Origin of the sequence: Streptomyces sp. NPDC051452 (assembly GCF_044454765.1) — a bacterium.
GTDB lineage: Bacteria > Actinomycetota > Actinomycetes > Streptomycetales > Streptomycetaceae > Streptomyces.
In genome coordinates, this window is the sequence record NZ_JBITEB010000005.1 from 343,618 (window position 1) to 369,669 (window position 26,052).

Consider the following 26,052-nt stretch of genomic DNA (forward strand, 5'->3'; position numbering starts at 1 on the left):
GACGACGGCCTTGCCGCCTTGTCAACGATGACGATCCTGTCGCGGACACCCGACTCGCGCACCTTGGCCACGCCGTCGGTGGTCCCCCGGCGTCGACGGCGTACGCGGACCGGGCGAAGGCGGCGGCGGTGGCGGTGGCGGTGGCCATGCGGTCCCTCTCGGGCGCCCCGGGTCGCGCCGTTCAGCCGTCCGTGCGTCCGAACAGCGGTGCCAGCAGTAGCTGAGCGGCTCCCTCGGCGACGATCCGGTCCCCGCCGGCGGCAACCCGTACCGGCACCGCCCCGCCGAGCGCTCCCTCCCGGCGGGCCCGGGCGTCCAGCACCGCGCCGACCCCCCGGACGAACGCCTCCGGCGCCGCGGCGATCGTCCGGCCGCCGAGCAGCACCAGGTCGATGTCGAGCAGCCCCACCAGGTTCCCGGCCCCCGCGCCCAGCACCCGCGCGGCCGTCGCCGTCTCGCCCCGGGCCACGGCGGCCAGGCACAGCACCTCCACACAGCCCCGGTTCCCGCACTCGCACAGCGGCCCGTCGAGCTGGATCACCTGGTGCCCGAACTCCCCGGCCCCGGTCCGCGCCCCCCGGTGCACGCTCCCGCCGATCACCAGCCCGGCACCCAGGCCGGTGCCGAGGTGCAGATAGGCGAAGGAGCCGCCCTCGCCGGCCACCGACAGCCCGAGAGCGGCCGCGTTGGTGTCCTTGTCCACCACGACCGGCACCCCCAGCCGCGCCGCCAGGGCGTCCCGCAGCGGGAACCCGTCCCACTCGGGAAAGCCGGTCACCCGGTGCAGCACACCGCGCGCGTGATCGAGCGGCCCCGGGAGCGCGACGCCCACCCCGAGCAACGTCCCGGCGCCACCGGGTTCCCCCGCACCCGGCCCCCGGCTCTCCCCCACCAGTCCCCCGACCGCGCGGGCGACGATCCCCAGCACGGCGTCCGCCCCCGCCCCCAGGTCCAGTTCCTCGCTCCGCTCCCCCACCACCGCGCCGTCCAGGTCGACGAGGACCACGCGCAGCCGGTCGCGGTCCAGGTGGACACCCACCGCGTGCCCCGCCTCCGGCACCAGCCGCAGCACGGTCCGGGGCTTGCCCCCGGTGGACGCGCGCCGCCCGGCCTCCGCCGCGAGGCCCTCCTCCCGCAGCCGCGCGGTGATCTTGCTGACGGCCTGCGGGGTCAGTCCGGTGCGCTCGGCCAGCTCCAGCCGACTGATGCCCTCGCCCCCGGCGGAGCGCAGCAGCCCCAGCACCAGGGCCGTGTTGTGGCTGCGCAGTACGCCCAGATTCGCACCCGTCGACCCGCCGCTCCTCGTCCTGTTCACGCCACCCATTCTCCCCGCCGCTTGCACTTTGGCAACAGCGTTGCCAAAGTGGAACGCATGACTGCCACCCCACTCCGCGTCGGCCTGATCGGCTACGGCCTCGCAGGTTCCGTCTTCCACGCCCCGCTGATCGCCGCCACCGAGGGCCTCGCCCTGGACACGGTGGTCACCTCCAACCCGGACCGGCAGCAGCAGGCCCGCGCCGAGTTCCCGCAGGTGCGGTGCGCCGCCACCCCCGAGGAGCTGTTCGACCGCGCGGACGAGCTGGACCTGGTGGTGATCGCCTCCCCGAACAAGACGCACGTGCCGCTGGCCACGGCCGCCCTGAAGGCGGGCCTGCCGGTCGTCGTGGACAAGCCGGTCGCCGGCACCGCCGCTCAGGCCCGTGGCCTCGCGGCCCTCGCCGAGGAGCGCGGGCTGTTGCTGTCGGTCTTCCAGAACCGTCGCTGGGACAACGACTTCCTGACCCTGCGCCGGCTGATCGCGGACGGCGAGCTCGGCGACGTCTGGCGCTTCGAGTCCCGCTTCGAGCGCTGGCGCCCGCAGCCCAAGGGCGGCTGGCGGGAGTCCGGTGACCCGGCGGAGATCGGCGGCCTCCTCTACGACCTCGGCAGCCACCTCGTCGACCAGGCCCTGGTGCTCTTCGGCCCGGTCACCGAGGTGTACGCCGAGACGGACATCCGGCGTCCGGGTGCCGAGACCGACGACGACACCTTCATCGCGCTCACGCACGCGAACGGCGTCCGCTCCCACCTCCACGTCTCCGCGACGACCGCCCAGCTGGGCCCGCGCCTGCGGGTGCTGGGCTCCCGGGCGGGCTATGTGAAGTACGGCCTCGACCCGCAGGAGGCGGCGCTGCGCGAGGGCGGCCGCCCCGGCGGCGGCGCCGAGTGGGGAGTGGAGGACGAGTCCCTGTGGGGGCGCGTCGGCGCCGGCGACTCCCCGCTGACCGGCGGCGGCACCCCCGTGCCGACCCTGCCGGGCGACTACCCCGCCTACTACGCGGCCGTCGCCGCCGCCCTGACCGGCGCCGGCCCCAACCCGGTGACCGCCACACAGGCGGCCGCCGCCCTCGACGTACTGGAAGCGGCCCGCACGTCGGCCCGCGACAAGGTGACGGTGACCCTCTGATGACCCACCCGCAGACCACCCCCGAGCCCGCCCCGCACACCAGGGCGGAGTCGGCCCCCGAGACCCCCCCGAGCGTGGCGGAACTGGAGGCGCAGCAACGCCGTCTGGTGTTCCGGCGCTTCACCCATGACGACGCGTGGGCCCTCGGCTCGCTGCTGGTGGAGCTGGCCCGGGAGCGCGGCGCGCCGGTGGCCGTCGACATCCACCGCGCCGGTCAGCAGCTCTTCCACGCGGCCCTGGCGGGCTCCACCCCGGACAACGACGCCTGGATCGCCCGCAAGCGCCGGGTGGTGGAGCGCTACGGCGCCGCCTCCTACCTGGTCGGCGCCCGCTTCCGGGCCAAGGGCACCACCTTCGAGGACTCCTCTCGCCTCGATGCCGACGTCTACGCGGCGCACGGCGGCTCGTTCCCGATCACCGTGGAGGACGTCGGCGTCGTCGGCGCGGTGACGGTCTCGGGCCTGCCCCAGCTCCAGGACCACATGCTCGTGGTCGAGGCCCTGGAGCGGTTCCTGAAGGAGTGACGCGGCCGGGGCGCGCGCGGTGGGATCCCGTCGGCGGGGAAGGACTCCGGGCGTGACGAGCACGGCCACGCCCGGAGGGATCGGACCATGAGCACCAGCACCTTGAAGGACAGGATCGGCCGGTACGGCGTCTGGAGCACCGGGCTGCGCGTGGAGGACCCCGCCCGGCGCGGTGAACTGGCGGAGGCGGCGGCCGAGCTGGAGGAACTGGGCTACGGTGCCGCCTGGCTGGGCGGCAGCAGCGCCGCCCGGCACGCCGTGCCGCTCCTCGAGGCGACCGCCACCCTGGTCGTCGGCACCAGCATCCAGAGCATCTGGCAGTACGGGCCCGAGGCGAGCGCGGCGGCCTTCGCCGAGGTGGACGCGGCCCGTCCCGGCCGCTTCGTGCTCGGCCTCGGCGTCAGTCACGCCAAGCTGACGGACCGATACCGCCGCCCCTACTCGGCACTGGTGTCCTATCTCGACGCGCTGGACTCGGCCGGGGTGCCGGCCGGCCGGCGCGTACTGGCCGCCCTCGGGCCGAGGACGCTGAAGCTGTCCGCCGACCGGGCCGCGGGCGCGGTGCCGTACCTGGTCACCCCCGAGCACACCGCCCAGGCCCGCGAGATCCTGGGGGAAGCGCCCCTGCTGGCGCCGGAGTTCAAGGTCGTGCTGGAGTCCGATCCGGAGCGCGCCCGGGAGATCGCCCGCGCATATCTGGCCCGCTATCTCGAACTGCCCAACTACACCCGCAACTTCCTGCGCCTGGGCTTCACGCGGGAGGACGTGGCGGGCGGCGGCAGCGACCGTCTGGTCGACGCCGTGTTCGCCTGGGGCGACGAGGCCCGTATCCGCGACCGGATCGGCGCCTTCCACGCGGCGGGCGCCGACCACGTGGCGCTCCAGGTGGTGACGCGGGAGGCGGGCGACGCCCTCCCGCGCGAGGAGTGGCGCCGCCTTGCCGCACTGCTGACCTGAGCCGGGCCCGGGCGGAGGGGCGACGGCCGGACTTCAGGCGTCCTTCAGCTCCTGGCGCTGGCGGCCGAGTCCGGCGATCTCCAGCTCCACCACGTCACCCGACCGCAGGTACGGCTTCGGCTCGGGCCGGCCCATCGCCACGCCCGCCGGTGTGCCGGTGTTGATGACGTCGCCGGGGTAGAGGGTCATGAACCGGCTGACGTAGCGCACGACCTCGCCCACGGGGAAGATCTGCCGGGCCGTCGTCCCGTCCTGCTGAAGTTCGCCGTTGACCCACAGCTTCAGGGAGAGCGCCTGCGGGTCGGGCACCTCGTCGGCCGTCACCAGCCACGGCCCCAGTGGGTTGAACGTCTCGCAGTTCTTGCCCTTGTCCCAGGTCCCGCCCCGCTCGATCTGGAACTCGCGCTCGGAGACGTCGTGCGCGAGGGCGTAGCCGGCGACATGCGCGAGCCCCTCCTCGGCCGACTCCAGATAGCGGGCCGTACGCCCGATGACGACGGCGAGTTCGACCTCCCAGTCGGTCTTCACCGAGCCGCGCGGCACCAGCACGGTGTCGTTCGGCCCGACGACCGTGTCCGGCGCCTTGAGGAAGACGACCGGCTCGGCGGGCGGCTCGGCACCCGTCTCCCGGGCGTGGTCGTGGTAGTTGAGCCCGATGCACACGACCTTGCCGATGCGGCCGACCGGCGGCCCGATCCGCAGCCCCGCCGCGTCCAGCGCGGGCAGCTCGCCGGCCTCGGCGGCCGCCCGTACACGGCGGAGCGCCACGTCGTCGGCGAGGAGGGCGCCGTCGACGTCGTCCACGAGGCCGGACAGGTCGCGCAGGGTCCCCTCGGCGTCGAGCAGCGCGGGCCGCTCCGCCCCGGCCGTGCCGACTCGCAGCAGCTTCATGGTCACCATCTCCCTCTGTGGCGGAGCGCCCGCCGATGGGTGCAGCCATCGGAGGACTGGTCGATCCTCCAAGTCCGCGGTCCACTCCGCAAGACCCTGTTCACGTACTGGACCGTAGCGGTCGCCCCCTACGGGTACAGGGCGGCGCGTTCCAGGGCGCTCCAGGTGGTGCTGGTGACGATGTACAGCGCCGCCGCGAGCGGTACGACGGCGACGGTGACGAGCGTGAGGAAGGACAGGAACGGCATGACCCGGCCGACCGCGCCGAGCCCGGGCAGTCCCTCGGACCCGGCCGGCCCCGCGGCGGCCGGGTCGTTCGCCATCCGCTGCCTGGTGCGCCGGCAGGTGACGGCGGCGACGGCCGCGACGAGGGCGAAGAGCGCCAGATAGACGAGCCCGGCCGGCCCGAACACCCCGCCGTGGGCGAGCGCGTCGGACCACCTGCCGCCGAGGGGCGCGGCCAGCAGCCGGTGACCGAGCGGTCCCCGGCCCGTGCCACCGGCCGAGGGGCTGGAGAACAGGTGGTAGAGCAGGAAGAACGCGGGCAGCTGGAGCAGGCCGGGCAGCACGCCGGACAGCGGCGAGACGCGCTCCTCGGCGTGCAGGTCGAGCACCGCGCGCCGCAGCCGCTCGGGATCCTCGGCGTGCCGTGCGCGCAGTGCGGCGATCCTCGGCCGCAGCGCGGCACGGGCCCGCGCGCCGCGGGCCGCCGCACGGGACAGGGGATGGACGAGGAGGCGTACGAGCGCGGTGAACACGACGATCGCGGCGGCGGCCGCGGAGCCGTGGAAGAGCGGGGTCAGCAGGTCGGCGAGGTGCTCGACCAGCCGGGCGAAGACGGGGAAGACGGACATGGGTGAGCCCTCCGGGGGTCTCGTCGTGCCGGAAGCGAAGCGGAGTTCGGCAGGACGACCCGCGCGGGGTCACGTGCGGTGTGCGGTCGGACGTGCCCTACGCGGCGGTCGCCGGAAGGGCCCGCCCGGGCGCCCTGGGCCGTCGCCGGCCGGGCGCGTCGGGATCGCGCTGTGGGAGGAAGGCGGTACGCCGGGCCCGGTCGCGCAGGGCGGTGCGTACCCGGGTGTGTGGCACGGCGGGCGTGCGGCGCGCGGCCAGCAGCACACAGAGGGCGAGCGCGGCGCCGACCGCGGCGGTCGCGGCGAGCGCCACGGTCGCGAACAGCGTGCCGGTGTCGAGCGGGAAGACGGCGAGCAGCACGAGGAGCAGCGGCGCGAGGCGGCGGGAACACGCGAGGCGGCGGATCACCGATGCCCTCCCCCGACGTCAACTAACCCTGTCTGCTTGCCCTTTATACCCGATCAGGCCCGCCCGCGTCCGCTTCGGCGGGCGTCCGGGCCGCCCCGGCGGAGGGGATGTGGAGCGGGGCCGTCAGCCGTTTGGGCTCGAGCAGCGCCCTGCTGACGGGGTCCGCCGGGTCCGGGTCGAGGCCGGGGCCCGGTTCCATCAGGACGTCGGCCACGGGTACGACGAGGCGGCAGGCGGGGCACTCCCCGTACGGGCCGAGTTCCGTGCCGCAGTCCGCGTGCCGGAAGTAGCGCAGCGGGGCCTGTCCGAAGTGCTCGCGTCCCCACAGGCCGAGGGAGCGCAGGGTGGGCCACAGGGCGATGCCGCGCTCGGTGGGGACGTATTCGTCCCGGGGCGGCGACTGCTGGTAGCGGCGCTTGTCGAGGATGCCCTCGGCGATCAGGGTCTGCAGCCGGGAGGCCAGGACGGCGCGCGGAATGCCGAGGTGGACCAGGAAGTCGTTGTAGCGCCGCACGCCGTACAGCGCGTCGCGGATGACGAGGAGCGTCCAGCGCTCCCCCACGATCTCCAGTGCCCGGGCGACCGAGCACTCCTGTGTCGCGTAGTCCTTGCCCAGTGCCATGCCCCCACTGTAACCACATTCCGCCTTAAGGGTTCATTGACCGAACCGACAATGCTACGGTGGCCTGGACAGGTCGGTTCAATGACCGAACCGACCGTTGAAGGCCCCGCAAGGACAGGACAAGGCCATGACCGGGCTCCGCTCCCTCACCGCCCCCGCCGTCGCGAGAGCCGGCACCGCCCACGGCACCGCCGCGCGTCCCCGGGCCACCCTCGCCCTCACCAGCGCGGCGACCACCGTGACCCTGATGACCTACACCGCCCCGATGGTCACGCTGCCGGACACGGCGAAGGCCCTGCACACCTCCGTCTCCGCCCAGGCCTGGCTGCTGAACGGCACCCCGCTGGGTCTGGCCGCCCTGCTCCTGGTGGCCGGGAGCCTCGCCGACGACCACGGCCGCCGCCGGGTCTTCCTCGCCGGCACCCTGGCCCTGGGTCTGACCACCGCCCTCGGCGCCTTCACCACGACCACCTGGCAGTTCACCCTGGCCCGGATCGCCCAGGGCGCGGCGGGCGCGGCGATCCTGGCGAGCAGCCTCGGCCTGATCGTGCACGCCTTCCCCAGTCCACGCGGCCGGTTGCACGCCACCGGGGTGTGGGGCGCCTTCGTCAGCGGCGGTATCGCGGTCGGCCCGCTGGTCGCCGGCGCGCTGCCGACCTGGCGGGTGGCCTACGGCGTCCTGGGCGCCGCCGCGCTCCTGCTGGCCGCGTTCGGTACCCGCGCGCTTGCGGAGTCGCGTGCCCCGCGCGGCGGCCGTCCGGACGTGCTCGGCGCACTGACCTTCGGACCGGCGCTGGTGGCCCTGATAGCGGCGCTCACCCTGGGCCGGGACGGCTGGCTGCGGGCCCCGGTGGGTGTGCTGTTCGCGGCGGCCGCGCTGCTGCTCGCCGCGTTCGTCGCGGTGGAAGCCCGCTCCGGCGCCCCGATGATCGACCTCGGCCTGCTGCGCCACGCCCGCTTCCTGGCCTCCTCGGCGGGCGGCCTGTTCACGGGTCTGGCGGTGATCGGCATGTTCAGCTTCCTGCCGGCCCTGCTCCAGCAGACGATGGGGCTGACCCCGCTGGCCACGGCCTGGCTGTTCCTGCTCTGGTCCGGGCTGAGCTTCGCGGTGGCCCTCCAGGTCAAGCATCTGGCCGGCCGCGTCCCGGCGCGTGCGCAGCTCGGCCTCGGCTTCGCCCTGCACACCGTCGCCGTGGTGTCGATGCTCGGGGCCATCGGCTCCGGCTCCTGGACCCGCCTGCTGCCCGGCCTGATCGTCGGCGGGCTCGGCAGCGGCCTGCTGAACGGGGCCCTGCCGCTGCTCGCCGTCGAATCGGTGCCGCGCGACCGGGCCGCGATGGGCTCGGGCGCCCAGCAGACCTTCCGCTACATCGGCTCCTGCGCCGGCGTGGCCCTCACCATCGCCCTGGCCACGTCCGCCGGCTCCCCGGCCAGGGGCGCGAACCTCGCCCTGGTGGTGTCGGCGGTGCTGGCGGTGGCGGGAGCGGTGAGCGTACTGGCGCTGCGCGAACGGCCCGCCGAGTAGCGCCCGCCGCGGGGGGCGCCCGCTTGAAGGACGCCTCGACGCACCCGCCACCCTCGGGCGGCGGGGCGTCGGATCACGACCGTCGGATCACGGCCGTGCGTGGCGTGGGATCGCGGCCGTGGGACCGTGACGGTCAGATCGTGGCCGTGTCGATGACGAACCGGTAGCGCACGTCACTCGCCTGCACCCGCTCGTACGCCTCGTTGATCTGCTCCGCGCCGATCAGCTCGATCTCCGCGCCCAGCCCGTGCTCGGCGCAGAAGTCCAGCATCTCCTGGGTCTCGGCGATGCCGCCGATGCCGGAGCTGCTCACGCTGCGCCGGTGGCCGAACAGCGACTGGAGCACGATCTGCACCGGCTCCTCCGGCAGACCGACGTTCACCAGGGTGCCGTCGGTGCGCAGCAGGGACAGGTACCCGTCGAAGTCGAGGGGGGCCGAGACCGTGTTGAGGATGATGTCGAAGGTGCCGGCCAGCTCCTCGAAGGTGTTCGGGTCGCTGGTGGCGTAGTAGTGGTCGGCGCCCAGCCGCAGCCCGTCGTCCTTCTTGCGCAGGGACTGCGACAGCACGGTGACCTCCGCGCCCAGCGCGTGCGCGATCTTGACGCCCATGTGGCCGAGGCCGCCCAGGCCGACGACGGCGACCTTCTTGCCGGGACCGGCGCCCCAGTGCTTCAGCGGGGAGTACGTGGTGATGCCCGCGCACAGCAGCGGCGCGGCCACGTCCAGCGACAGGCCCTCGGGCACGCGGATGACGTAGTTCTCGTCGACGACGATCTTCTCGGAGTAGCCGCCGTAGGTGGGCTCGCCGTCCTTGCCGGTGTCGTTGTAGGTCCAGGTGGGTCCGCCCTTGAGGCAGTACTGCTCCAGGCCGGCCTTGCAGTTGTCGCACTCGCGGCAGGAGTCGACCATGCAGCCGACGCCCACCCGGTCACCGACGGCGAACCTCGTCACACCGGAACCGACCTCGGAGACGACACCGGCGATCTCGTGGCCGGGGACCATCGGAAAGATGCCGGGCCGCCAGCCGTCCTGGGCCTGGTGGATGTCGGAGTGGCAGATACCGGCGAACTTGATGTCGATCAGAACGTCGTGTTCACCGACCGCGCGCCGCTCGATGGTGGTCCGCTCCAGCGGGGCCTTCGGTGCGGGCGCGGCGTAAGCAGCAACAGTGGTCATGCCGGGGTTCTCCTAGCAAGGGGGGTTCTCGTCCCCGGCCGCCTTCCGGCCGGGTACGTCTTCCACATTGCGCCTTCCCCGCATCGACCGCCCAGCCCACCGCTTTGCGTACGTCTGCCGTGCCTACCACTGGCGGGGTCAGGCTCCTGTGCGTACGACCAGGAATACTGGACGCATGGAACCCAGGGACGAACAGCCGCAGGCGACGGCGACGCCCGGCCGGCCCCTGGACCGGCGAGCCGAGCTGAGCGAGTTCCTGCGCAGCCGCCGTGCCCGGCTGAAACCGGAGGACGTCGGCCTGCCCGACTTCGGCCGGCGCCGCCGGGTGCCGGGCCTGCGCCGCGAGGAGCTGGCCCAGCTCGCCGGGGTGTCGGTGGCGTACTACACGCGCCTGGAACAGGGCAACGGACGCAACGTCTCGGCGGAGGTGCTGGACTCGATCGCCCGCGCCCTGCGGCTGACGGACGCCGAGCACGCCCACCTCACGCATCTGGCCAAGCCGAAGTCGCACAAGAGGAAGCCGGCGGCGCGCCAGCAGCAGGTCCGCCCCTCGCTGTGCCGGCTGCTGGACACGATGGACGGCGTACCGGCGTACATCGTCGGCCGGCGCGCCGAGATCCTCGCCTGGAACCGGATGGCCGCGGCCGTCTTCGGCGACTGGGCGGAGCTTCCGGCCGTCGAGCGCAACTGGGCGCGGCTGGTGTTCCTGCGTCCCGACTACCGCGATCTGTTCGTCGACTGGGAGCAGAAGGCGATCGACATCGTCTGTGCGCTGCGCATGGACGCGGGCTGCCACCCGGACGATCCGCGACTGTCGGCCCTGGTGGGCGAACTCTCCGTCAAGAGCGAGGAGTTCCGGCGCCTGTGGGCCACCCATGACGTCAAGGAGAAGAGCCACGGCCTCAAGCGCCTGCACCATCCGCTGGTGGGCGAGCTCTCCTTGAACTTCGAGTCGTTCCGGCTGACGGGCGACGCGGACCAGTCCCTGGTCACCTACCACGCCGACCCCGCCTCCCCGTCCGAGGAGTCCCTGCGCCTGCTGGCCAGCTGGGGCGCGGACGCGACGCGCGCGCCGACGCGCTGACCGCGCGGTGAGGGGCACACCGCGGATCGCCGCGGTGTGCCCCTCGTCAGCGGTTGCTCCGGCTCACTTGCCGAAGTAGGCGTCGAAGACGGTGATCAGCGACGTGTTGCCGTTCCTGTCGGTGACCTTGGCGCGGAAGGAGACGGACTTGCCCTTCGCGGGATTCTTGACGGTGATCCTGCCGCCGTGGACGGTCGTCCTCTCGAAGGTCTTGCCGTCGTAGGAGACGTAGACGGCGAGGGACCGCAGGTTGCCGCCCGCGGCCGAACCCTCGACGGTGACCGGGAAGGTGGCCTTCCGGCCCGCCGGGACCCGGCTGTCCAGGCCGGTCGTGGCGCCGAAGCGCACCGAGGACGCCGGGAGCCGGGTGATCCCGTCCGACGGCTTCCTCGACCGGAAGGTCCAGGTGGCGTCGATCCGCGAGGAGGCCCGCGCGACCTTGGCGGACCGCTTGACCGAGGTGGTCAGCCGGTAGGCCGCGTCCGCGGCCGGGACCTTGAAGGTCTGCGCGCCGAACAGCGGGTCGTCGTTGGAGCCGACCTTGACGCCGTTGCGGTACAGGGTGGTGCGCACGGAGCTGAAGTCCGAGTATCCGGCGTGTCCGGCCGAGTCGGCGAACAGCGGCAGTGAACCGGAGATCTCGTCGCCGTCGCGGAAGATGCCGAAGTCCCGGGTGAGGTGCGGACCGAAGACGGCGGTGTTGACCGTCCTGGTGTAGCTCCGGCCGGCCGTGAAGACGGACTGGCCCATGGCGTAGGAGGCGTCGGAGAGCGGGAAGCCGTCCTGGTCGAAGCCTCCGTTCTGCGCGAACTCCAGCTCCCAGCTCACCCCGTCCCTGGCGGACAGGTGCAGGGTGCGGGTGCCGGGCAGTTTCTGGTCGAGGGTGATGGCACCGGCACCGGAGCTGCCGGGCAGCCAGCCGTAGGCGCTGACCGAGCCGGTCTTGCCGCTCGCGGCCGAACCGAGCCGGGCCTTGACGGTGGCCAGGTCACCGGCCTTGTAGTGCCGGGTGTAGCCGGTGGCGAGCCGCTTGACCAGGCCGCCGGCGACGACGTCGTACTCCTCCTTCGCCCCCTTGCTCCAGTGGGCGTCCCACTGCTGGCGCAGCGCGCCGGCGGGCAGCGCGGGCCCCAGGTGGGCGGTGCGGAAGTTCTTGTACGAGTCCAGGAACCAGCCGTAGCCGTACTCGCCGTCGCCGAGCACGACGTCGAATTCCGGCGCGGCGAACCGCGATGTGAGGCCCGAGGCGGGGACGGTTATCCCCACCGGCCGGGCCCGGCGCGCGTCGATGGTGATCGTCCGCTTCCCGGCGACGGTCAGCTTCGGCTGGGCGATCCAGTCGAGGCCCTTGGTGCCGTCCTCGGGGTCCACGTAGACGGCGGTGTTGAGGATGTACGTGCCCTTCGGCGCGCGCACCTTCACCGTGCCGGACGGGTCGTAGGGGCTCATCGACCGGCCTGCGGCCAGTCCGGCGACGCCGCTGAGGTCGGCGCCGTAGTAGGGGGCCGGCTTGCCGTCGCGGCCGATGAACTTCAGCGTGACGTCGTACGACTCCACCTCGCGCTGCACCCCGGCGGCCGTGCGGACCGTCTGGCCGGCGCCCTTCGCCGTCACGTACGCGGAGTAGGCGCCGTCGAGACGGCCGCCGAGCCTGGTGTCGACGGTGAGGCCGACCGCGGCCTTGCCGTGCGCCGGGACGGTCAGCCTGGTCTTGGCGAGCTTGAAGAAGCCCGACGGGGCCGCCGCGCCCTTGGGGCCGGTGGCGGTGCTCGTCAGCGTGAGCGTGACGGCATGGGCGCCGAGGTTGCGGTACGTCACCTTCTTGGTGAGCGGCTTGTCGTCGGTGTGCGGCCACTGCCGTACTCCGAAGTTCACCGACACCGGGTCGGCCACGATCGACTGCTTGATGGCCTTGTCGACGGCGATCCGGCCCGAACCCTGCTCGAACGCGGTGTACTTGCCGCCCTTGGCGGAGCCGGTCAGGGCGCCCTTCAGCTCGGCGTAACCCCAGTGGGGATGCTCCTGCTTGAGGATCGCCGCGGCACCCGCGACGTGCGGGGTGGCCATCGAGGTGCCGGAGAGGGTCAGGTAGCCCGCGGGCTTCTCACCGACCTCCTGGTCGATGACGCTGCCTTTGGCCGCGGCCGCGGTGATGTCCACACCGGGGGCGGTGACGTCCGGCTTGACGGCTCCGTCGCCGTTGCGAGGGCCGGTGGAGGAGAAGTCGGCCAGCCTGTCCTTCTTGTCGACGGCGCCGACGGTGAGCGCGGCGTCCGCGCTGCCTGGCGAACCGATCCCCTGGGGGCCCTCGTTGCCCGCGGCGATCGCGAACAGGACGCCCTTGTCGGCCGAGAGCTCGTCGACCTCGGCCTCCAGCGGGTCCACCTCGGGGGTGTCCTCGCCGCCGAGGCTGAGGTTGATGACGGAGGCGCCCTGCGAGACCGCCCACTCCATGCCGGCGAGGATGCCGGAGTCGTCACCGGAACCGGTGTCGTCCAGGACCTTGCCGTTGAGGATCCTGGCGTCGGGGGCGACACCCTTGTACTTGCCGCCCGACTTGGCGCCGGTGCCCGCCACGATCGAGGCCACGTGCGTGCCGTGGCCGAAGTGGTCGGTGGCGTCCGCCGCGCCGGTGAAGTTCCTGGACTCGATCACCTGGCCCTTGAGGTCGGGGTGGGTGGTGTCCACACCGGTGTCCAGGACGGCGACCTTCACGCCCTTGCCGGTGTAGCCGGCTTTCCACGCGGTGGGCGCGCCGATCTGCGGCACGGACTTGTCGAGGGCGGCCGTGCGGACGCCGTCGAGCCAGATGTGCGCGATGCCGGCCGCGGCCCCGCCGCCGTCGGTGACCGCGTCCCACAGCCGCGCGGTGTCCGCGGCCGGGGTCTGCACGGCGTCCGCGTCGAGCGCCCTCAGGGTGCGGCGCAGACGGCCCGCGTCCCGGACGCCGGCCTTCGCCGCCGTGGCGGTGCCGCGGTAGCCGACGATGACCTTCAGGCCGTTCTTCTGGGCCTTGCGGGTGGCGGCCTTGTTCAGCTCGGTGATGTCGAACAGGCGCTGGTCCAGCGTGCCGGAGGCGACCAGGCGGGCCGCGTCGGCGGGCACGACCAGCGTGTGTCCGGCGGCCTTTCGGACCTGGAAGGGTATGCGCTCGCGGCCCTTGGCCCGCTCCAGGCCGACGACGCGGCCCTTGGCGTCGAGGGCGACCCGGTCACCGGTGATGAGGGTGACGTGGTGCCGGGCGGTGAGCGCGGAGGCGGCGGCCGGGCGTGCGGATGCGGGTGCGGGGTTCGCCGACGCCGGGCTGGTCATTCCCGCCGCGAGGGCGACTGCCGCGGCCGTTGCCACACCGGCCGCGGCGGCTCTTTTCACTTGTCTGCGCAAGATCTCCCCCTGGAGATGAGGTACCGGGCGAATTCCCCGTTCGCCCGGCCGGGGGAGCCGCTCGCACGCGCGTGCGCAGCCCCCCGGAGGACGCAGTACAATGCCGTTGCTTTAGTGGTCGTGCCATCGGTGGTTCAGGGTGACGACGACTGGGGAACGGCGGTGGCTGGCGGGTTCTCCTGGGGCCTTGCTGCCGTAGCCGGTGATGCACGAGCGGATCTTGCGGGGGCAGTCACGGGGCCGACGGCGGGGTAACAGAGTGCGGCCGATCTCGGCGAGTCCGAGGCGCCGGTCCCGTCTGCGGGCGGAGGGGGGAAAAGCCGCTCGGCGAGATCACCGTGCGGCGGACGACGTGCAGAGCCCGGGTGAACGAGGTCCGCTCTGCCGTACTGCGGTGCAGTCGGGCGGCTTCGTCCAGCAGATCGCGAGTGGCGTGGTGCACGATCAGGTGCGCATAGATCTCCTGCCGTACCCCGTCCGGGGTCTGCGATCTGAGGACTGGTCGGCCGCGCTGGTGGGTCTTGATCTCGTCGAATACCAGCTCGATCTCCCAGCGCCGGGCGTAGAGCGCGGCAAGCTCGGCAGCCGGGTACTTCTCGGGATCGGTCAGGCTGGTGATCAGCCGGACGATGTCCGGCCGGCCGTCGACGCGGTACTCGATGACCCGGACCAGGGCCGGTGGGGCTTTGACCGTTCCGGCCGCCTTGCTGTGCTTGTTCGCTTCAATCCGGGCCAGGTAACTGCCGTCGGGCAGCACGTCCTGGACCCGGCGGGCCTTGCGCCGCTCGATCCTCCACAGCAGGTGAGTGCCCTGGTCGCGCAGTCGGTGCCAGCGGGCCAGGCCCCACAGTCCGCGGTCGGCCAGTAACAGCGTCCCGCTTCCGACGTGGGCATCCAGGGCGTCGGAGACGATCCGCTCGGACTCCTTGAACCCGCCGATCACGGCGTCGAGTACGGCGTGGGAGGAACACTCGGCCACCGCGACCACGCGGGCCTGCGGATACCCCATCGGACTGCGCTGTGATCCCGACTTGCCGAAGGCGTCATTGTTCGCCGCCGAGTCCGGCACGGCCAGCAGCGTCCCGTCCAGTGCCAGCACCCGCAGCCCGCGGAAGAGATCGTCTTCCCTGCCCAGTGGCCGGGCCACGGCCCGGAACAGTTCCTGCATCACGGTCCATCCCAGCCGTTGCCGGGCCCTGGTCAGCGAGGATTTGTTCACTCCGGTCCAGGGCCGCAGTCCCGGATCGCCGGTCTTCACCAAACGCAGGACCTCCAGGTAGTCGGCCTGCGGGAACAAGCACATGGCCAGTACGAAGTAGACCGTGAACCGAGCGGACAGCAGACGTCGGCGCTTCTCCGAGCGGCCGGCCTCATCGACCACCCGGTCCACCAGCTCTGGCGGGCACGACCGGGTCAGCACTCCCAGACCCAGACGGTCCAGACGGGATATCAGCACACCGGCTCAACCGGCCCACAACCTCAAAAGCAACGGCATTGGGACGCAGTATGCCGGGGGGCGATCAGGGGGCTCAAGGGACCGGCGGTGCCGAAGTACGCGGTGGCCGAGGGGAGCTGTCCGCCCTCAGGTGCCGGCGTTCTCCTTCACCGTGATCCCGCCCCATGTTCTCGCTGCGCACCCTGGTCAGGTGGCCTCGGAGAGTTTGGCCGGATCGACGCCGTCCACAACGCAGATGCCGCCCCCCTGGGGGAGCGGCATCGCGAGAGGTGGGGAGGCGGCGTCAGACGGCCGAGCCGGCCTTCCACTGCGCCCAGTCCATGTTCCAGCCGTTGAGGCCGTTGTCCGGGGAGACGGTCTTGTCGCCGGTGTGCTGCACGACGACCACGTCACCGACGAGGGAGTGGTCGAAGAACCAGGCGGCCGGCATGTTCGGGTCGCCGGCGCCCTTCTTGTCCTGGAGGCCGACGCAGCCGTGGCTGGTGTTGACACCGCCGAAGACGGAGGGGGCACCCCAGTAGTTGCCGTGGATGAAGGTGCCGGAGTTCGTCAGACGCATGGCGTGCGGCACGTCCTTGATGTCGTACTCGCCCTTGCCGTCGTCGTCGGTGAAGCCCACCGTGGCGCCGTTCATGCGGGTCTGCTTGAACTTCTCCGCGATCACCATCTGGCCCTCGTACGTGGTGTGCTCGGGGGAGCCGGCGGAGATCGGGATGGTCTTGACGACGTTGCCGTCCTGCGTGACCTTCATCTGCTTGGTCTTCGCGTCGACGTAGGAGACCTGGTTGCGGCCGATGTGGAAGGTCACCGTCTTCTGCTGCACACCGTAGACGCCGGAGGCACCCTCGACACCGTCGAGCGCCAGCTTCAGCGTGACGGTGGAGCCGCCCTTCCAGTACTGCTCGGGACGGCAGTCCATGCGGTTGGCGTTGAACCAGTGGCAGGCGACCTCCTGGCCGCTGCTGGAGCTGACCGTGATGCCCTTCTGCACGGCCGCCTTGTTGGTTATCGCCTTGTCGAAGTTGATCGACACCGGCATCCCGACACCGACCGTGGCCCCGTTGTCCGGGGTGAAGCTGCCGATGAAGCTGTTGGCCGGGGAGACCGTGGTGAAGGACGCGTTCTCGTGGGCTATGCGGCCCTGCGTGTCCTTGGCCGCCGCGGCGATCTTGTAGGTGGTGGACCGCGCCAGCTGGGATGCGGGCTTCCAGCTCGTCCTGTCGGCGGACAGCGAACCGGCGACGGCCTTGCCGTCGGAAGTGGTCATCGTCACACCGGTCAGCGTGCCCTTGGCGACCCGGACGGTGGCCGAGTTGTTGATGGAGGCGTTGTCGGAGCCGTCCTTGGGCGTGACCGTGATCTGCGCCTCGGACGCCTTTTGGGCCGCCGCCTCGTCGGCCTTGGCCTGCGAGGTGTCCCCGCCGCCGTCGGACGCCTGGGCGTTGCCGCCGCCGGAACAACCCGTGAGGGCCAGCACACTACCGAGCAGTGCGGACGCGGCCATGAGGCCCTTGCGCCGCTTACTGTCCGTCATCACACGCTTCTCCATCGTTGCCGAGTACAGAACCCCGAGAATCCCCGTGGTGAGCCATCCACGCTACGGACGTTCCGTCCCTTTTCACATGGTTCGCATGTGTTAGGCGCACCACGTCCGCCCGCGGCGGGTGGTGCGAAAGTCGTCCGTACGCCCCCGGGGCGACGAAAAACCCCGGACGGCTCTCGCCGTCCGGGGTCATGGGTGCCCCGGGACGCTCAGCCGATGCCGTCCTCTTCCTCGTCGTCGGCCCCATCATCCTCGTCCAGATCCCAGTCGGGCGAATCAGGGTCGTACTCGATCCGCTCGCTCGACCAGGACGCCTGCTGGAGTTCCACCCCGGGCACCTCGCTGACCAGGTCGAACGGATCAACGAGGTAGGCCAGGGCCTCCGCGGTGTCTTCCGTCACAGCCCCCTCGGCCTGGCCGCGCTCCTCCGGCGGCAGTTCCGGATCGGTGGCCAGCCGGCGCAGCGCCGCCTTGGTCACCTCGCCCTCGTCGTGCACCTCCAGCACGAGCTCCACTCGAAGCCGCACAAAACGTGATGTCTCTTCAGCACTCATGGCGGGAGCGTACGACCGAAACCTCTCGTGACTTTCCTGTGACCCGCGACTTTCACTAACATCGCCTCACACGGCCAATTCGCCAGCGTCACAAGGGGGATCGATATTCCGTGTCATCCGCTCGCCGTCCGCTGCTGACCGCCACCGCCGCGGGCACCCTGCTCTGCGCCCTGTGGTTCGTCCCGTCCGCGAACGCCTCGCAGACCACCCCGGAGGCCAGGCCCACGGCGCCGAGATCCGCCACGGCGTTCTCCGCGACCCCCGTCACCCAGCAGGCCAGGGCACTGTCGGCGGTCGCGGAGCGGAGCGCGCGGGACGCGGCCGACGAGGCCGAACTCGCCGACACCGGAAGCCCCGACACCACGCCGTACGTCGTGGGCGGAAGCCTCTTCCTCGCCGTGGGCGCCGGATTCGTGGTGTATTCGGTGCGCCGCGAGCGCCTGGGATTTTAAAATTCCTTGACGGAACCTTGACAGCCGCCACATAGTTCGCGCATGAAGAGATCATCGAGCGGGCGGCTGGGCGCCACCGCCACCGTGAGCGCGCTGTCACTCGCCCTGCTGGTGGGCTGTTCTGATGGAGGGTCGGCGGACTCAGGGGACGCCAAGGGGGCGTCGAAGCCGGACGCGAAGGCGCTGAGCACCGCCGAGTTGAAGAAGTTGATCATCGCCGATGGCGAGGTGCCCGGGTACAAGGTCGGGGCCGTGCCGGCCGGCCGTGCCAAACCCATCACGACCGCCAGCACCCCGTGCCGGCCGCTGGCCCGGGTCCTGTCCGGCCTCCCGCCGGCCGACCCCGCGGCGCAGACGGACCGTCTGGCCACCGAGCAGCAGCACAAGGACCCCACGGACGGCGCGACGTCCCTGGACGACATGGCCGACGGCAAGTTCGAGGACGCGCTGAAGAGGTCGATGGACCGTGACGTCACCACGGTCAACCTGTCCTCGTACGACGGGGACGGCGCCGCGAAGGCCCTCGCGGTGGTCTCCGAGGCGGTGAAGTCCTGCACGAAGGGCTTCACCGGCGAACAGGCGGGCACGACGGCGAAGATCACCGAGGTGTCCGGGGTCAAGTCCTCCGCCACGGGTGCGCAGTCGGTGGCGTTCGAGGCGACGGTCACCGACGGGAACGACGGGAACGCCGCTCCCGTCTACGGCGAGGTCGTCCGGCACGGGAACACCCTGGCGTCGTACTACACCGTGAACATCGGCGCGATGATGGCGAAGAAGGGCTACGCGGTGTCGCCGCGGGTCGTCAAGGCCCAGTCGGCCAAACTGAAGTGACGCAGACACGGCGAAGGGGCCCCGCCGGACGACGGGACCCCTGTTCGCCGCGCCCTACCGCAGCGGGCCGGTGACCGTCTCCGCGGCCGCCACCAGCTCGCCGCCGCGCACGAAGGCGTCGGCCGCGGCCAGGTCGGGCGCGAGGAACCGGTCGGGACCGGCACCCCGCACCCCGGCGGCCCGGGCGGCCTCGATCACGGCCCGCGAGGCCGGCGCCGGGGTGAGTCCCTCGCGCAGTTCGACGGCACGGGTGGCCGCGTACAGCTCGACGGCGATGACCCGGGTGAGGTTGTCCACGGCGGTGCGCAGCTTGCGCGCGGCCGACCAGCCCATGGACACGTGGTCCTCCTGCATGGCGGAGGACGGGATGGAGTCCGCCGAGGCCGGTACGGCCAGTCGCTTCAGCTCGCTGACCAGCGCGGCCTGCGTGTACTGGGCGATCATCAGACCGGAGTCCACACCGGCGTCGTCCGCGAGGAACGGCGGCAGGCCGTGGCTGCGGTTCTTGTCCAGCAGCCGGTCGGTGCGGCGTTCGGCGATGGACCCGAGGTCGGCGGCGGCGATGGCGAGGAAGTCCAGGACATAGGCGACGGGTGCGCCGTGGAAGTTGCCGTTGGACTCCACGCGTCCGTCGGGCAGCACGACCGGGTTGTCGACGGCGGAGGCCAGCTCGCGCTCGGCGACCAGGCGGGCGTGTGCCAGGGTGTCCCGGCCCGCGCCGGCGACCTGTGGGGCGCAGCGCACCGAGTAGGCGTCCTGGACGCGCGGCGCGTCGTCCTGGTGGTGCCCGGTGAGCTGGGAGCCCTGGAGCACGGCGAGCATGTTGGCGGCGGAGTCGCCCTGGCCCGGGTGCGGGCGGATGGCGTGCAGCTCCGGGGCGAGCACCTTGTCCGTGCCGAGCAGCGCCTCCAGGGAGAGGGCGGCGGTGATGTCGGCGGACTTGTACAGGCGGTCGAGGTCGGCGAGGGCCATGACCAGCATGCCGAGCATGCCGTCGGTGCCGTTGAGGAGGGCCAGGCCCTCCTTCTCGCGCAGTTCGACCGGCTGGATCCCGTGCTCGGCGAGCAGCTCGCCGGCGGGCCGCACGATCCCGTCGGGGCCCTCCGCGTCACCCTCGCCCATCAGTGTGAGGGCGCAGTGGGACAGCGGGGCCAGGTCGCCGGAGCAGCCGAGGGAGCCGTACTCGTGCACCACCGGGGTGATGCCGGCGTTCAGCACGTCGGCCATGGTCTGCGCCACCTCGGGCCGGACGCCGGTGTGCCCGGAGCAGACGGTCTTCAGCCGCAGGAACATCAGCGCTCGTACGACCTCCCGCTCCACCCGCGGGCCCATGCCGGCGGCGTGCGAGCGGACGATGTTGCGCTGCAACTGGGCGCGCAGCTCCGGGCTGATGTGCCGGGTCGCCAGGGCTCCGAAGCCGGTGGAGACGCCGTAGACCGGCTCGGGCTTGGCCGCCAGCGCGTCCACGATCTCCCGGGCCGCCGCGAGGGCGGTCACCGCCTGTGCCGACAGTTCGACGCGGGCACTCTCGCGCGCCACGGCGAGCACGTCGGACGCCGTGACGCCGGACGTCCCCACCACCACAGTGTGCATATCCATATTCAGGAGCGTACGCATTGAATGTGGGGATGTCACTAGTGGTGCACGGGGGTGACCCTTACCGTTCGGTGTGGTCTTCGCCTCATGGGCGCCGGCCCCGGAAGCGGCGGCGTTCGGCGCGCGAGGGCGGTGGCTCGTCGGCCAGCCGTACGACGGGATCGTCCGGGCCCTCCCGGCCCGCGACCACGGGACCGGTGGTGCGCAGGGCCTTGGCCCGGTACTGCGCGGCGTCCGCCAGCCGGAACAGCCGGCGGGCGTCCAGCACCGGCCCGATCGGGTCCCCGGTCGAGGCGACGCCGCACGCCACCCCCTCCCCCAGCTCCAGCTCCGCCGCCCTGCGGCACAGTTCCTCGGCGGCCTTCCGCACCTCGTCGGCGGGCGGGCCGACCGCGAGCAGACAGAACTCGTCCCCGCCCAGCCGCGCGGCCAGTGCGCCCGGCAGCATCGCCCCGCACAGCGAGAGCACCGAGCCGAACCGTTCCAGCAGACGGTCGCCCACGGCGTGTCCCAGAGTGTCGTTGACCCGCTTGAGCCCGTTGAGGTCGCAGACGACGAGGCTCACGGTCACTCCCTCCGTGCGGTGCCGCTCGACGGCCTCCTCCAGGCCCACGTCCACGGCGCGGCGGTTGGCCAGTCCGGTCAGGGCGTCGGTGAACGCGAGCAGACGGGCCTCCTCCAGCCGTTCGGTCTGCGCGAGGCCCGCGGCGACGACGGCGGCCAGGACGGTGGCGAAGTCGGCGTCCGCCCGGCCGAACACGGGCACCCCGATCGCGCGGGCCACGTACAGCTCGCCCCAGGCCCTGCCGTGCAGGACGACGGGTGCCACCACGCAGCAGCCGCGGCCCCTGCGGCGCAGGGCGGCGACCCGCTGGTGGAAGTAGCCGGGGGTGCCGGTCGCCGTGCCCTCGGCGGTCTCCACCCACGCGTTCGGCTCGCCGCCGCCCGCCCAGCGCTCGTGCAGGAACTCGGTGATCTCGGGGAACTGATGCACCGGGTAGGCCTCGGCCGCCGGGAACTCCTCCTCGTCCGGGCGGCGCAGTCCGACGTTGACCAGGACGCGCAGTCGGCCCAGCTCGCGCTCCCACACCGACAGTGCGGCGAAGTTGCCGTCCAGCGCCCGGCATGCGCCGAGCGCGGCGGCCCGCCACGACTCCTGCGGAGCGTGTGCCGCGGCCATGCCTTGCGCCAGCGTCACGACGGCAGCGAGCCGCTTGTCGTCACCCATCGCTCCAGGGTAGGGAGAAAAGGGGTGAATCGGGATGTCGGTGCGGCGATCAGGTGGCCGGGGGCCGGGGGGGTGGGGGTAGGTGCGGATGGGTGGTCGGGTGCGGGTGCGTCGTGGCTTGTCGCGCAGTTCCCCGCGCCCCTGAGGGGGTGGGTGGCGAGGGTGCGTGGTCCCGTGCGGGGGCGTTGTGGCCTTTCGCGCGGTTCCTCGCGCCCCTGAGGGGGTGGGTGCGGAGGCGGGTGGTCCCGTGCGGGGGCGTCGTGGCCTTTCGCGCAGTTCCCCGCGCCCCTGAGGGGGTGGGTGGCGAGGGTGCGTGGTCCGGTGCGGGTGCGTTGTGGCCTTTCGCGCAGTTCCCCGCGCCCCTGAGGGGGTGGGTGGTCGCGTGCGGGGGCGTCGTGGCCTTTCGCGCGGTTCCTCGCGCCCCCGAGGGGGTGGGTGCGGAGGCGGGTGGTCCCGTGCGGGGGCGTCGTGGCCCTTCGCGCAGTTCCCCGCGTCCCTGAGGGGGTGGGCGCGTTGGGTCCTGGCGTCGCAGGGGGTTACTCGCCCGGCCATTCCGGGCGGCGCTTTTCGTTGAAGGCTGCTACTCCTTCCGCCCGGTCGGCCGAGAAGGCCACCGAGCGCCAGGCCGCGTCCTCGACCTCCAGGCCGGCTCGCAGGTCCAGGCCGTGGCCCAGACGGAGTGCCCGCTTGGCGGCGCGCAGGCCCACCGGGGAGTTCGCGGCGATCCGGGAGGCGAGGGCCAGCGCCTCCTCGCGGTCGCGACCCTCCGCCACCAGCTGGTCGACCAGGCCCAGCTCGGCCGCCTCCGGTGCCTCCACCCGGCGTGCCGAGAAGATCAGCTCGGCCGCCCGCGCCGCTCCGACCCGGCGGGGCAGCAGCTGGGTTCCCCCACCGCCCGGGATGACGCCCACCGACACCTCCGGCAGGCCCACCACGGCCGTGCGGTCGGCCACGATCAGGTCGCAGGACAGCGCCAGCTCGAACCCGCCGCCCAGCGCGAACCCGTGCACCGCGGCGATCGTCGGCATCGGCAGCTCCAGCACCCCGGTGTACGCGCCACGGGCCACCGGTCGCTGGCGCACGAGGTCGGCGTCGCTGAAGGAGTTGCGTTCCTTCAGGTCGGCCCCGACGCAGAACGCCCGCTCGTGCAAGGAGGTCAGCACGACCACGCGCGCGTCCCGGTCGGCGGCCAGTGCCGCGCAGGCGCCGGCGAGCGAACGGGCCATCTCCGTCGAGACGGCGTTCATCGCCTTGGGCCGGTCCAGCACCAGCTCCGCGACCGGCCCGTGCCGCCGCACCAGCACGAACTCCCCGAACCGCTCCTCGCCCATGACACCCTCCGGTTAACGCGGGTTAACTCACTGTCGGGCCGATCATCGCAGTCGTACCCGCTCTCGTGAAGTCCCGGGGGCTACGCCCGTTCGAGTGACATCCCGGCCATCTCCCCCCGTCCCGTCCACGGCAGGGCATAGCGTGCGCTCCGCCACGGCGCGCCCGGGGGCGTGCGGCGGGAGGGAAAGCCATGACAGCGATACGCGCGCGGTCCCGCACGGAACGGGGCGACGGCCCACGGGAGACCGGCCCGAGTGCGACCGGGGTAGCGCGCGGGCGCCATCGCAAGCCCCGCCCGCACAAGGTGCTGCTCGTCGTCGGTGGCCTCGCCCTCGCCGCGGGAGCCCTCAGCCTGGTCCGGGTCGCCCCGGAGTCCGGCGCCGGCGCTCCGGGCACCGCGGAGGCCGAGCCCCGGCTCGATCCGGGCGGCGGCGCCCCGGACCGCCCGGCGGCCGGCGCCACCACCGCCGACCCGACCGCGCTGCCCTCGGCGACCTCCGCCATGGGCGGCAGAAGTCCCGCGCCGACGGCCACCGGGATCCCGAACCCCAGCGCCTCGGGCGACGCCACGCCCGGCGCCCCGGACAACGCGCCGGGCACGACGGCGACACCGGCCGACGACACCGCCGTACCGACCTCCGTACCGACCGGGGCCCCGTCCACGGCGGGTGGCGTCCCGCCACGGCCGTCCGCGACGACGGCCGCTCCGCGCCCGGCTCCGACGACCCGTGCGCCCGCCCCGGGGCCGACACCCGGCCACGGCACGCCGGACCCGGACCCGGACCCGGGCGAGGTGTGTCTTCCGGTGATCGGGCTGTGCGTCGGCCTGTCCGACGGCCCCGGCCGGTAGGCGGACGGGAGAGGGAGAAGAGGACTAGGTCCGGTCCCGGCGAGTGAGCAGCCACGGCTCGACCACGCCGAGCCCGCGCACCGGGCGCTGCCACATCGGCTGGAGCGCGAAGCGGTACGTCGGGGGCTCCTCGCCCTCCTTCTCGGCGGCCGCCGCGGCCTCGGCCGCTTCCGCCTCCGAGGCGGGCGCCTCGCCGCTGCGGATCAGCTCCTCCGCGAAGGCGCTGTCCACCAGCACGGCGTCACGCGGCGCTATCGACGTCAGCCGGGAGGCCAGGTTCACCGTCGTACCGAACACATCACCCATACGGGTGGTCACCGTGCCGAACGCCATGCCGACCCGCAGCTCCGGCATCGTCTCGTCGTTCGCCAGCGTCTCCACCAGCCGCAGCGCGATGTCCGCGGCCGTGCCGGCGTCGTCCGCCGCGTACAGCACCTCGTCGCCGAGGGTCTTGATGAGCCGGCCGCCGCGAGCGGCCACCAGGTCGGCGCAGGTCGTCTCGAAGGCCTCGACCAGCTCGCCGAGTTCCTCCTCCTCCATCCGGCGGGTCAGCCGGGTGAAGCCGACCAGGTCGGCGAAGGCGACGGCGAGCCGCCGGTCGACCATCTCCTCGTCGTCACCGGTCTGCACGACCCGGCCGGCCGAGGCGGCGAGCTGGCGCCGCCAGACGTAGACGAGGAACTCCTCCAGCTCGGGCAGGAGCAGTTCGACGATCGGATACGTCACCTCGGTGCGGGTCATCCCCGGCTCCGGGGGCTCGGTCAGGCCCTCCAGGAAAGAATCGATCTGCCACTCCGCCAACCGGGCGGTGGTCTGCCCGGTGGAGCGGGCCACCTGCACCGCCATCGCCTCGCTGAGCAGGCCCGCCTCCACCAGACCGGCCAGGCGGCGCAGGGCGAGGACGTCGGCCTCCGTGAGGGCCTTGGCCTGACCTATGTCGGCGAACCCCATGGCCCGCCAGAACCGCGAGGCCAGCTCCATGGAGACACCCGCGCTGCGGGCCGCCTGGAAAGGGGTGTAGCGGCGCTCCGCGCCCAGGATGAGCTGTTCGAGACGCAAGGCCAGCGGGTCATCGCCGGTGTCGGCGGCATGGGCGTCGTCCCCCCGCTCGAGGGGAGGCTCCACCCGGCCGTCCGCGTCCGCGCCGGAGCCCGTGTCGTCGACGGTCACGCCTGCTGCCCTTCCGATCTGCCGCGGTCAGGTTTCGACCGGCCTCAACTCTACGGCAGGTGTGCGCCAGCTCACTCCGTCGGGTCGGGCCGGGGGGTGCGCAGAGACGACCCCGCCTTTTGCGGCAGGTCCCGGTCACCGCGCACACCCGCGTGTCCATCGTGGCCGCTCGCACGGTTCCCCGCGCCTCCAGGCACTCGCGAACCGGCGCCCCGGCGCCCCGGCGCCGCGCCCGCTACGCCGGACGCAGGTGGACGATGTCCCCCGCGCCCACCGGCTCCTGCACGCCCTCCTTGGTGGCGATGACCAGCCGCCCGTCCCCGTCCAGGGCGACCGCCTCCCCCACCAGCGACCGGTCCCCCGGCAGTTCCGCCCGCACGGTCCGACCGAGCGTGGCGCAGCCCGCCGCGTAGGTGTCCTGCAGACCGCTGGCGACCGGGTCGCCGGCCGCCGCCCGCCAGCGGCCGTACCAGTCCTCCAGGGACCGCAGCACGGCCCGCAGCAACGGGTCCCGGTCGGTGCCCCGGGCGCCGGCCAGCACCAGCGAGCCCGCCTGCGGGACCGGCAGTTCCCCGGCCCGCAGCGAGACGTTGATGCCGACGCCGACGACCACGCCGCCCTCGCCCGCCCGCTCGGCGAGGATGCCCCCCGTCTTGCGCTCCTCCCCGTCCACGGTCACCAGCAGGTCGTTCGGCCACTTGAGCGCCGTGTCCACGCCCGCGGCCCGGGACAGCCCCGTCGCCACGGCCACCCCGGTGAGCAGCGGCAGCCATCCCCAGCGGGCGACCGGCACCTCGGCCGGTTTCAGCAGCACGGAGAAGAACAGCCCGGAGCGCGGCGGCGCGGACCACCGGCGGTCAAGGCGGCCCCGGCCCGCCGTCTGCTCCTCGGCGACGAGGACGGCGCCCTCGTCGGCGTCGCCCCGGTCGGCGAGGGCGACCAGGTCGGAGTTGGTGGAACCGGTCCGCCGCACCACCTGGATGTCGCGGTACAGGCCGTCCTCGCGCACCAGCGCCCGCCGCAGCGCCGCCGCGTCCAGGGGCGGGCGGTCGAGGTCGGACCAGCGGCTGCCGTTGTCGTCTGCTGCATCTCGGGGCGTCATGCAAGCCACCCTAGGTGTGGCAAACGACGCACTGCTGATCGATGAGCCCGCCACTACTCTACGGA

At 72.9% G+C, this 26,052-nt stretch carries 23 protein-coding genes; 8 read left to right on the top strand and 15 right to left on the bottom strand.

Features of this window, described 5'->3' with window-relative positions:
• Positions 1 to 181 precede the first annotated feature (181 nt).
• On the bottom strand, positions 182 to 1,324 hold the full coding sequence (locus tag ACIBA9_RS16490) for an ROK family protein (protein ID WP_399363496.1): 1,143 nt from the start codon (positions 1,322 to 1,324) through the stop codon (positions 182 to 184).
• A gap of 48 nt (positions 1,325 to 1,372) precedes the next feature.
• Between ACIBA9_RS16490 and ACIBA9_RS16495 the strand changes: the two genes are divergently transcribed.
• From ACIBA9_RS16495 to ACIBA9_RS16505, 3 genes are all read left to right on the top strand, one after another.
• Complete coding sequence (locus ACIBA9_RS16495) at positions 1,373 to 2,446, top strand: Gfo/Idh/MocA family oxidoreductase (protein WP_399363498.1); 1,074 nt, start codon at positions 1,373 to 1,375, stop codon at positions 2,444 to 2,446.
• Positions 2,446 to 2,970 carry a heme-degrading domain-containing protein gene (locus ACIBA9_RS16500; protein ID WP_399363500.1) on the top strand — a complete coding sequence of 175 codons (525 nt, stop codon included), beginning with the start codon at positions 2,446 to 2,448 and terminating at the stop codon, positions 2,968 to 2,970. Before ACIBA9_RS16495 ends, ACIBA9_RS16500 begins: the two co-directional genes overlap by 1 nt.
• Before the next feature lie 87 nt (positions 2,971 to 3,057).
• Positions 3,058 to 3,927 carry an LLM class F420-dependent oxidoreductase gene (locus ACIBA9_RS16505; RefSeq protein WP_399363502.1) on the top strand — a complete coding sequence of 290 codons (870 nt, stop codon included), beginning with the start codon at positions 3,058 to 3,060 and terminating at the stop codon, positions 3,925 to 3,927.
• Between the two features lie 33 nt (positions 3,928 to 3,960).
• Here ACIBA9_RS16505 and ACIBA9_RS16510 read toward each other — a convergent pair whose 3' ends face one another.
• From ACIBA9_RS16510 to ACIBA9_RS16525, 4 genes are all read right to left on the bottom strand, one after another.
• Complete coding sequence (locus ACIBA9_RS16510) at positions 3,961 to 4,818, bottom strand: fumarylacetoacetate hydrolase family protein (RefSeq protein WP_399363504.1); 858 nt, start codon at positions 4,816 to 4,818, stop codon at positions 3,961 to 3,963.
• Positions 4,819 to 4,946: 128 nt separating this feature from the next.
• Entirely contained in the window at positions 4,947 to 5,672 is a 726-nt protein-coding gene (gene yidC, locus ACIBA9_RS16515) for a membrane protein insertase YidC (RefSeq protein WP_399363506.1), read from the bottom strand.
• Between the two features lie 97 nt (positions 5,673 to 5,769).
• Positions 5,770 to 6,081 (bottom strand): DUF6412 domain-containing protein, encoded by a 312-nt coding sequence (locus ACIBA9_RS16520; RefSeq protein WP_399363508.1) that lies wholly within the window; start codon positions 6,079 to 6,081, stop codon positions 5,770 to 5,772.
• 43 nt (positions 6,082 to 6,124) lie between these two features.
• Complete coding sequence (locus tag ACIBA9_RS16525) at positions 6,125 to 6,703, bottom strand: winged helix-turn-helix transcriptional regulator (RefSeq protein ID WP_399363510.1); 579 nt, start codon at positions 6,701 to 6,703, stop codon at positions 6,125 to 6,127.
• 127 nt (positions 6,704 to 6,830) lie between these two features.
• On the opposite strand from ACIBA9_RS16525, the gene ACIBA9_RS16530 reads away from it, so the two are divergent.
• Positions 6,831 to 8,228 carry an MFS transporter gene (locus ACIBA9_RS16530; protein ID WP_399363512.1) on the top strand — a complete coding sequence of 466 codons (1,398 nt, stop codon included), beginning with the start codon at positions 6,831 to 6,833 and terminating at the stop codon, positions 8,226 to 8,228.
• Between the two features lie 133 nt (positions 8,229 to 8,361).
• Here the strand turns inward: ACIBA9_RS16530 and ACIBA9_RS16535 are convergent, their stop codons facing one another.
• Entirely contained in the window at positions 8,362 to 9,405 is a 1,044-nt protein-coding gene (locus ACIBA9_RS16535; protein ID WP_362150905.1) for an NAD(P)-dependent alcohol dehydrogenase, read from the bottom strand.
• A gap of 175 nt (positions 9,406 to 9,580) precedes the next feature.
• Between ACIBA9_RS16535 and ACIBA9_RS16540 the strand changes: the two genes are divergently transcribed.
• A complete protein-coding gene (locus ACIBA9_RS16540; protein ID WP_399363514.1) occupies positions 9,581 to 10,489 on the top strand; it encodes a helix-turn-helix domain-containing protein in 909 nt (302 codons plus the stop codon).
• A gap of 63 nt (positions 10,490 to 10,552) precedes the next feature.
• Here ACIBA9_RS16540 and ACIBA9_RS16545 read toward each other — a convergent pair whose 3' ends face one another.
• From ACIBA9_RS16545 to ACIBA9_RS16560, 4 genes are all read right to left on the bottom strand, one after another.
• Positions 10,553 to 13,861, bottom strand: coding sequence for a S8 family peptidase (locus tag ACIBA9_RS16545; RefSeq protein WP_399363625.1), 3,309 nt, complete (start codon positions 13,859 to 13,861; stop codon positions 10,553 to 10,555).
• A 244-nt stretch (positions 13,862 to 14,105) separates the two neighbouring features.
• Complete coding sequence (locus ACIBA9_RS16550; RefSeq protein ID WP_399363516.1) at positions 14,106 to 15,329, bottom strand: IS4 family transposase; 1,224 nt, start codon at positions 15,327 to 15,329, stop codon at positions 14,106 to 14,108.
• A 283-nt stretch (positions 15,330 to 15,612) separates the two neighbouring features.
• The gene (locus ACIBA9_RS16555; RefSeq protein ID WP_399363518.1) at positions 15,613 to 16,863 is read right to left on the bottom strand and encodes an Ig-like domain-containing protein; all 1,251 of its coding nucleotides are present in this window, start codon (positions 16,861 to 16,863) and stop codon (positions 15,613 to 15,615) included.
• A gap of 218 nt (positions 16,864 to 17,081) precedes the next feature.
• Positions 17,082 to 17,426: a hypothetical protein gene (locus ACIBA9_RS16560; RefSeq protein WP_362150897.1), complete on the bottom strand. Its 345-nt coding sequence runs from the start codon at positions 17,424 to 17,426 to the stop codon at positions 17,082 to 17,084.
• Between the two features lie 110 nt (positions 17,427 to 17,536).
• On the opposite strand from ACIBA9_RS16560, the gene ACIBA9_RS16565 reads away from it, so the two are divergent.
• Positions 17,537 to 17,878, top strand: coding sequence for an LAETG motif-containing sortase-dependent surface protein (locus ACIBA9_RS16565; protein WP_399363520.1), 342 nt, complete (start codon positions 17,537 to 17,539; stop codon positions 17,876 to 17,878).
• Between the two features lie 42 nt (positions 17,879 to 17,920).
• Positions 17,921 to 18,709, top strand: coding sequence for a hypothetical protein (locus ACIBA9_RS16570; RefSeq protein ID WP_399363522.1), 789 nt, complete (start codon positions 17,921 to 17,923; stop codon positions 18,707 to 18,709).
• A 54-nt stretch (positions 18,710 to 18,763) separates the two neighbouring features.
• Here ACIBA9_RS16570 and hutH read toward each other — a convergent pair whose 3' ends face one another.
• The 3 genes from hutH to ACIBA9_RS16585 all read right to left on the bottom strand — a co-directional run bounded on the left by hutH (position 18,764) and on the right by ACIBA9_RS16585 (position 22,864).
• Complete coding sequence (hutH, locus tag ACIBA9_RS16575) at positions 18,764 to 20,302, bottom strand: histidine ammonia-lyase (RefSeq protein ID WP_399363627.1); 1,539 nt, start codon at positions 20,300 to 20,302, stop codon at positions 18,764 to 18,766.
• An 88-nt stretch (positions 20,303 to 20,390) separates the two neighbouring features.
• The gene (locus tag ACIBA9_RS16580) at positions 20,391 to 21,533 is read right to left on the bottom strand and encodes a diguanylate cyclase domain-containing protein (RefSeq protein ID WP_399363524.1); all 1,143 of its coding nucleotides are present in this window, start codon (positions 21,531 to 21,533) and stop codon (positions 20,391 to 20,393) included.
• Positions 21,534 to 22,069: 536 nt separating this feature from the next.
• Complete coding sequence (locus ACIBA9_RS16585; RefSeq protein WP_399363526.1) at positions 22,070 to 22,864, bottom strand: enoyl-CoA hydratase/isomerase family protein; 795 nt, start codon at positions 22,862 to 22,864, stop codon at positions 22,070 to 22,072.
• A 191-nt stretch (positions 22,865 to 23,055) separates the two neighbouring features.
• Here ACIBA9_RS16585 and ACIBA9_RS16590 point away from each other — a divergent pair, with 191 nt between their 5' ends.
• A complete protein-coding gene (locus ACIBA9_RS16590) occupies positions 23,056 to 23,715 on the top strand; it encodes a hypothetical protein (RefSeq protein ID WP_399363528.1) in 660 nt (219 codons plus the stop codon).
• Between the two features lie 24 nt (positions 23,716 to 23,739).
• Here ACIBA9_RS16590 and ACIBA9_RS16595 read toward each other — a convergent pair whose 3' ends face one another.
• Both ACIBA9_RS16595 and ACIBA9_RS16600 read right to left on the bottom strand, forming a co-directional pair.
• The gene (locus ACIBA9_RS16595; protein ID WP_399363530.1) at positions 23,740 to 24,885 is read right to left on the bottom strand and encodes an adenylate/guanylate cyclase domain-containing protein; all 1,146 of its coding nucleotides are present in this window, start codon (positions 24,883 to 24,885) and stop codon (positions 23,740 to 23,742) included.
• Positions 24,886 to 25,120: 235 nt separating this feature from the next.
• Entirely contained in the window at positions 25,121 to 25,987 is an 867-nt protein-coding gene (locus ACIBA9_RS16600) for a biotin--[acetyl-CoA-carboxylase] ligase (protein WP_399363532.1), read from the bottom strand.
• Between the last annotated feature and the right edge of the window lie 65 nt (positions 25,988 to 26,052).

Bases quoted from the DNA above. Each gene is read 5' to 3' on its own strand.
- ACIBA9_RS16535 (WP_362150905.1), bottom strand. From the start codon at position 9,405: ATGACCACTGTTGCTGCTTACGCCGCGCCCGCACCGAAGGCCCCGCTG.
- hutH (WP_399363627.1), bottom strand. From the start codon at position 20,302: ATGCACACTGTGGTGGTGGGGACGTCCGGCGTCACGGCGTCCGACGTG.
- ACIBA9_RS16570 (WP_399363522.1), top strand. From the start codon at position 17,921: ATGAAGAGATCATCGAGCGGGCGGCTGGGCGCCACCGCCACCGTGAGC.
- ACIBA9_RS16525 (WP_399363510.1), bottom strand. From the start codon at position 6,703: ATGGCACTGGGCAAGGACTACGCGACACAGGAGTGCTCGGTCGCCCGG.
- ACIBA9_RS16560 (WP_362150897.1), bottom strand. From the start codon at position 17,426: ATGAGTGCTGAAGAGACATCACGTTTTGTGCGGCTTCGAGTGGAGCTC.
- ACIBA9_RS16490 (WP_399363496.1), bottom strand. From the start codon at position 1,324: ATGGGTGGCGTGAACAGGACGAGGAGCGGCGGGTCGACGGGTGCGAAT.
- ACIBA9_RS16600 (WP_399363532.1), bottom strand. From the start codon at position 25,987: ATGACGCCCCGAGATGCAGCAGACGACAACGGCAGCCGCTGGTCCGAC.
- ACIBA9_RS16495 (WP_399363498.1), top strand. From the start codon at position 1,373: ATGACTGCCACCCCACTCCGCGTCGGCCTGATCGGCTACGGCCTCGCA.
- ACIBA9_RS16505 (WP_399363502.1), top strand. From the start codon at position 3,058: ATGAGCACCAGCACCTTGAAGGACAGGATCGGCCGGTACGGCGTCTGG.
- ACIBA9_RS16540 (WP_399363514.1), top strand. From the start codon at position 9,581: ATGGAACCCAGGGACGAACAGCCGCAGGCGACGGCGACGCCCGGCCGG.
- yidC (WP_399363506.1), bottom strand. From the start codon at position 5,672: ATGTCCGTCTTCCCCGTCTTCGCCCGGCTGGTCGAGCACCTCGCCGAC.
- ACIBA9_RS16510 (WP_399363504.1), bottom strand. From the start codon at position 4,818: ATGAAGCTGCTGCGAGTCGGCACGGCCGGGGCGGAGCGGCCCGCGCTG.
- ACIBA9_RS16590 (WP_399363528.1), top strand. From the start codon at position 23,056: ATGACAGCGATACGCGCGCGGTCCCGCACGGAACGGGGCGACGGCCCA.
- ACIBA9_RS16585 (WP_399363526.1), bottom strand. From the start codon at position 22,864: ATGGGCGAGGAGCGGTTCGGGGAGTTCGTGCTGGTGCGGCGGCACGGG.
- ACIBA9_RS16530 (WP_399363512.1), top strand. From the start codon at position 6,831: ATGACCGGGCTCCGCTCCCTCACCGCCCCCGCCGTCGCGAGAGCCGGC.
- ACIBA9_RS16580 (WP_399363524.1), bottom strand. From the start codon at position 21,533: ATGGGTGACGACAAGCGGCTCGCTGCCGTCGTGACGCTGGCGCAAGGC.
- ACIBA9_RS16555 (WP_399363518.1), bottom strand. From the start codon at position 16,863: ATGACGGACAGTAAGCGGCGCAAGGGCCTCATGGCCGCGTCCGCACTG.
- ACIBA9_RS16500 (WP_399363500.1), top strand. From the start codon at position 2,446: ATGACCCACCCGCAGACCACCCCCGAGCCCGCCCCGCACACCAGGGCG.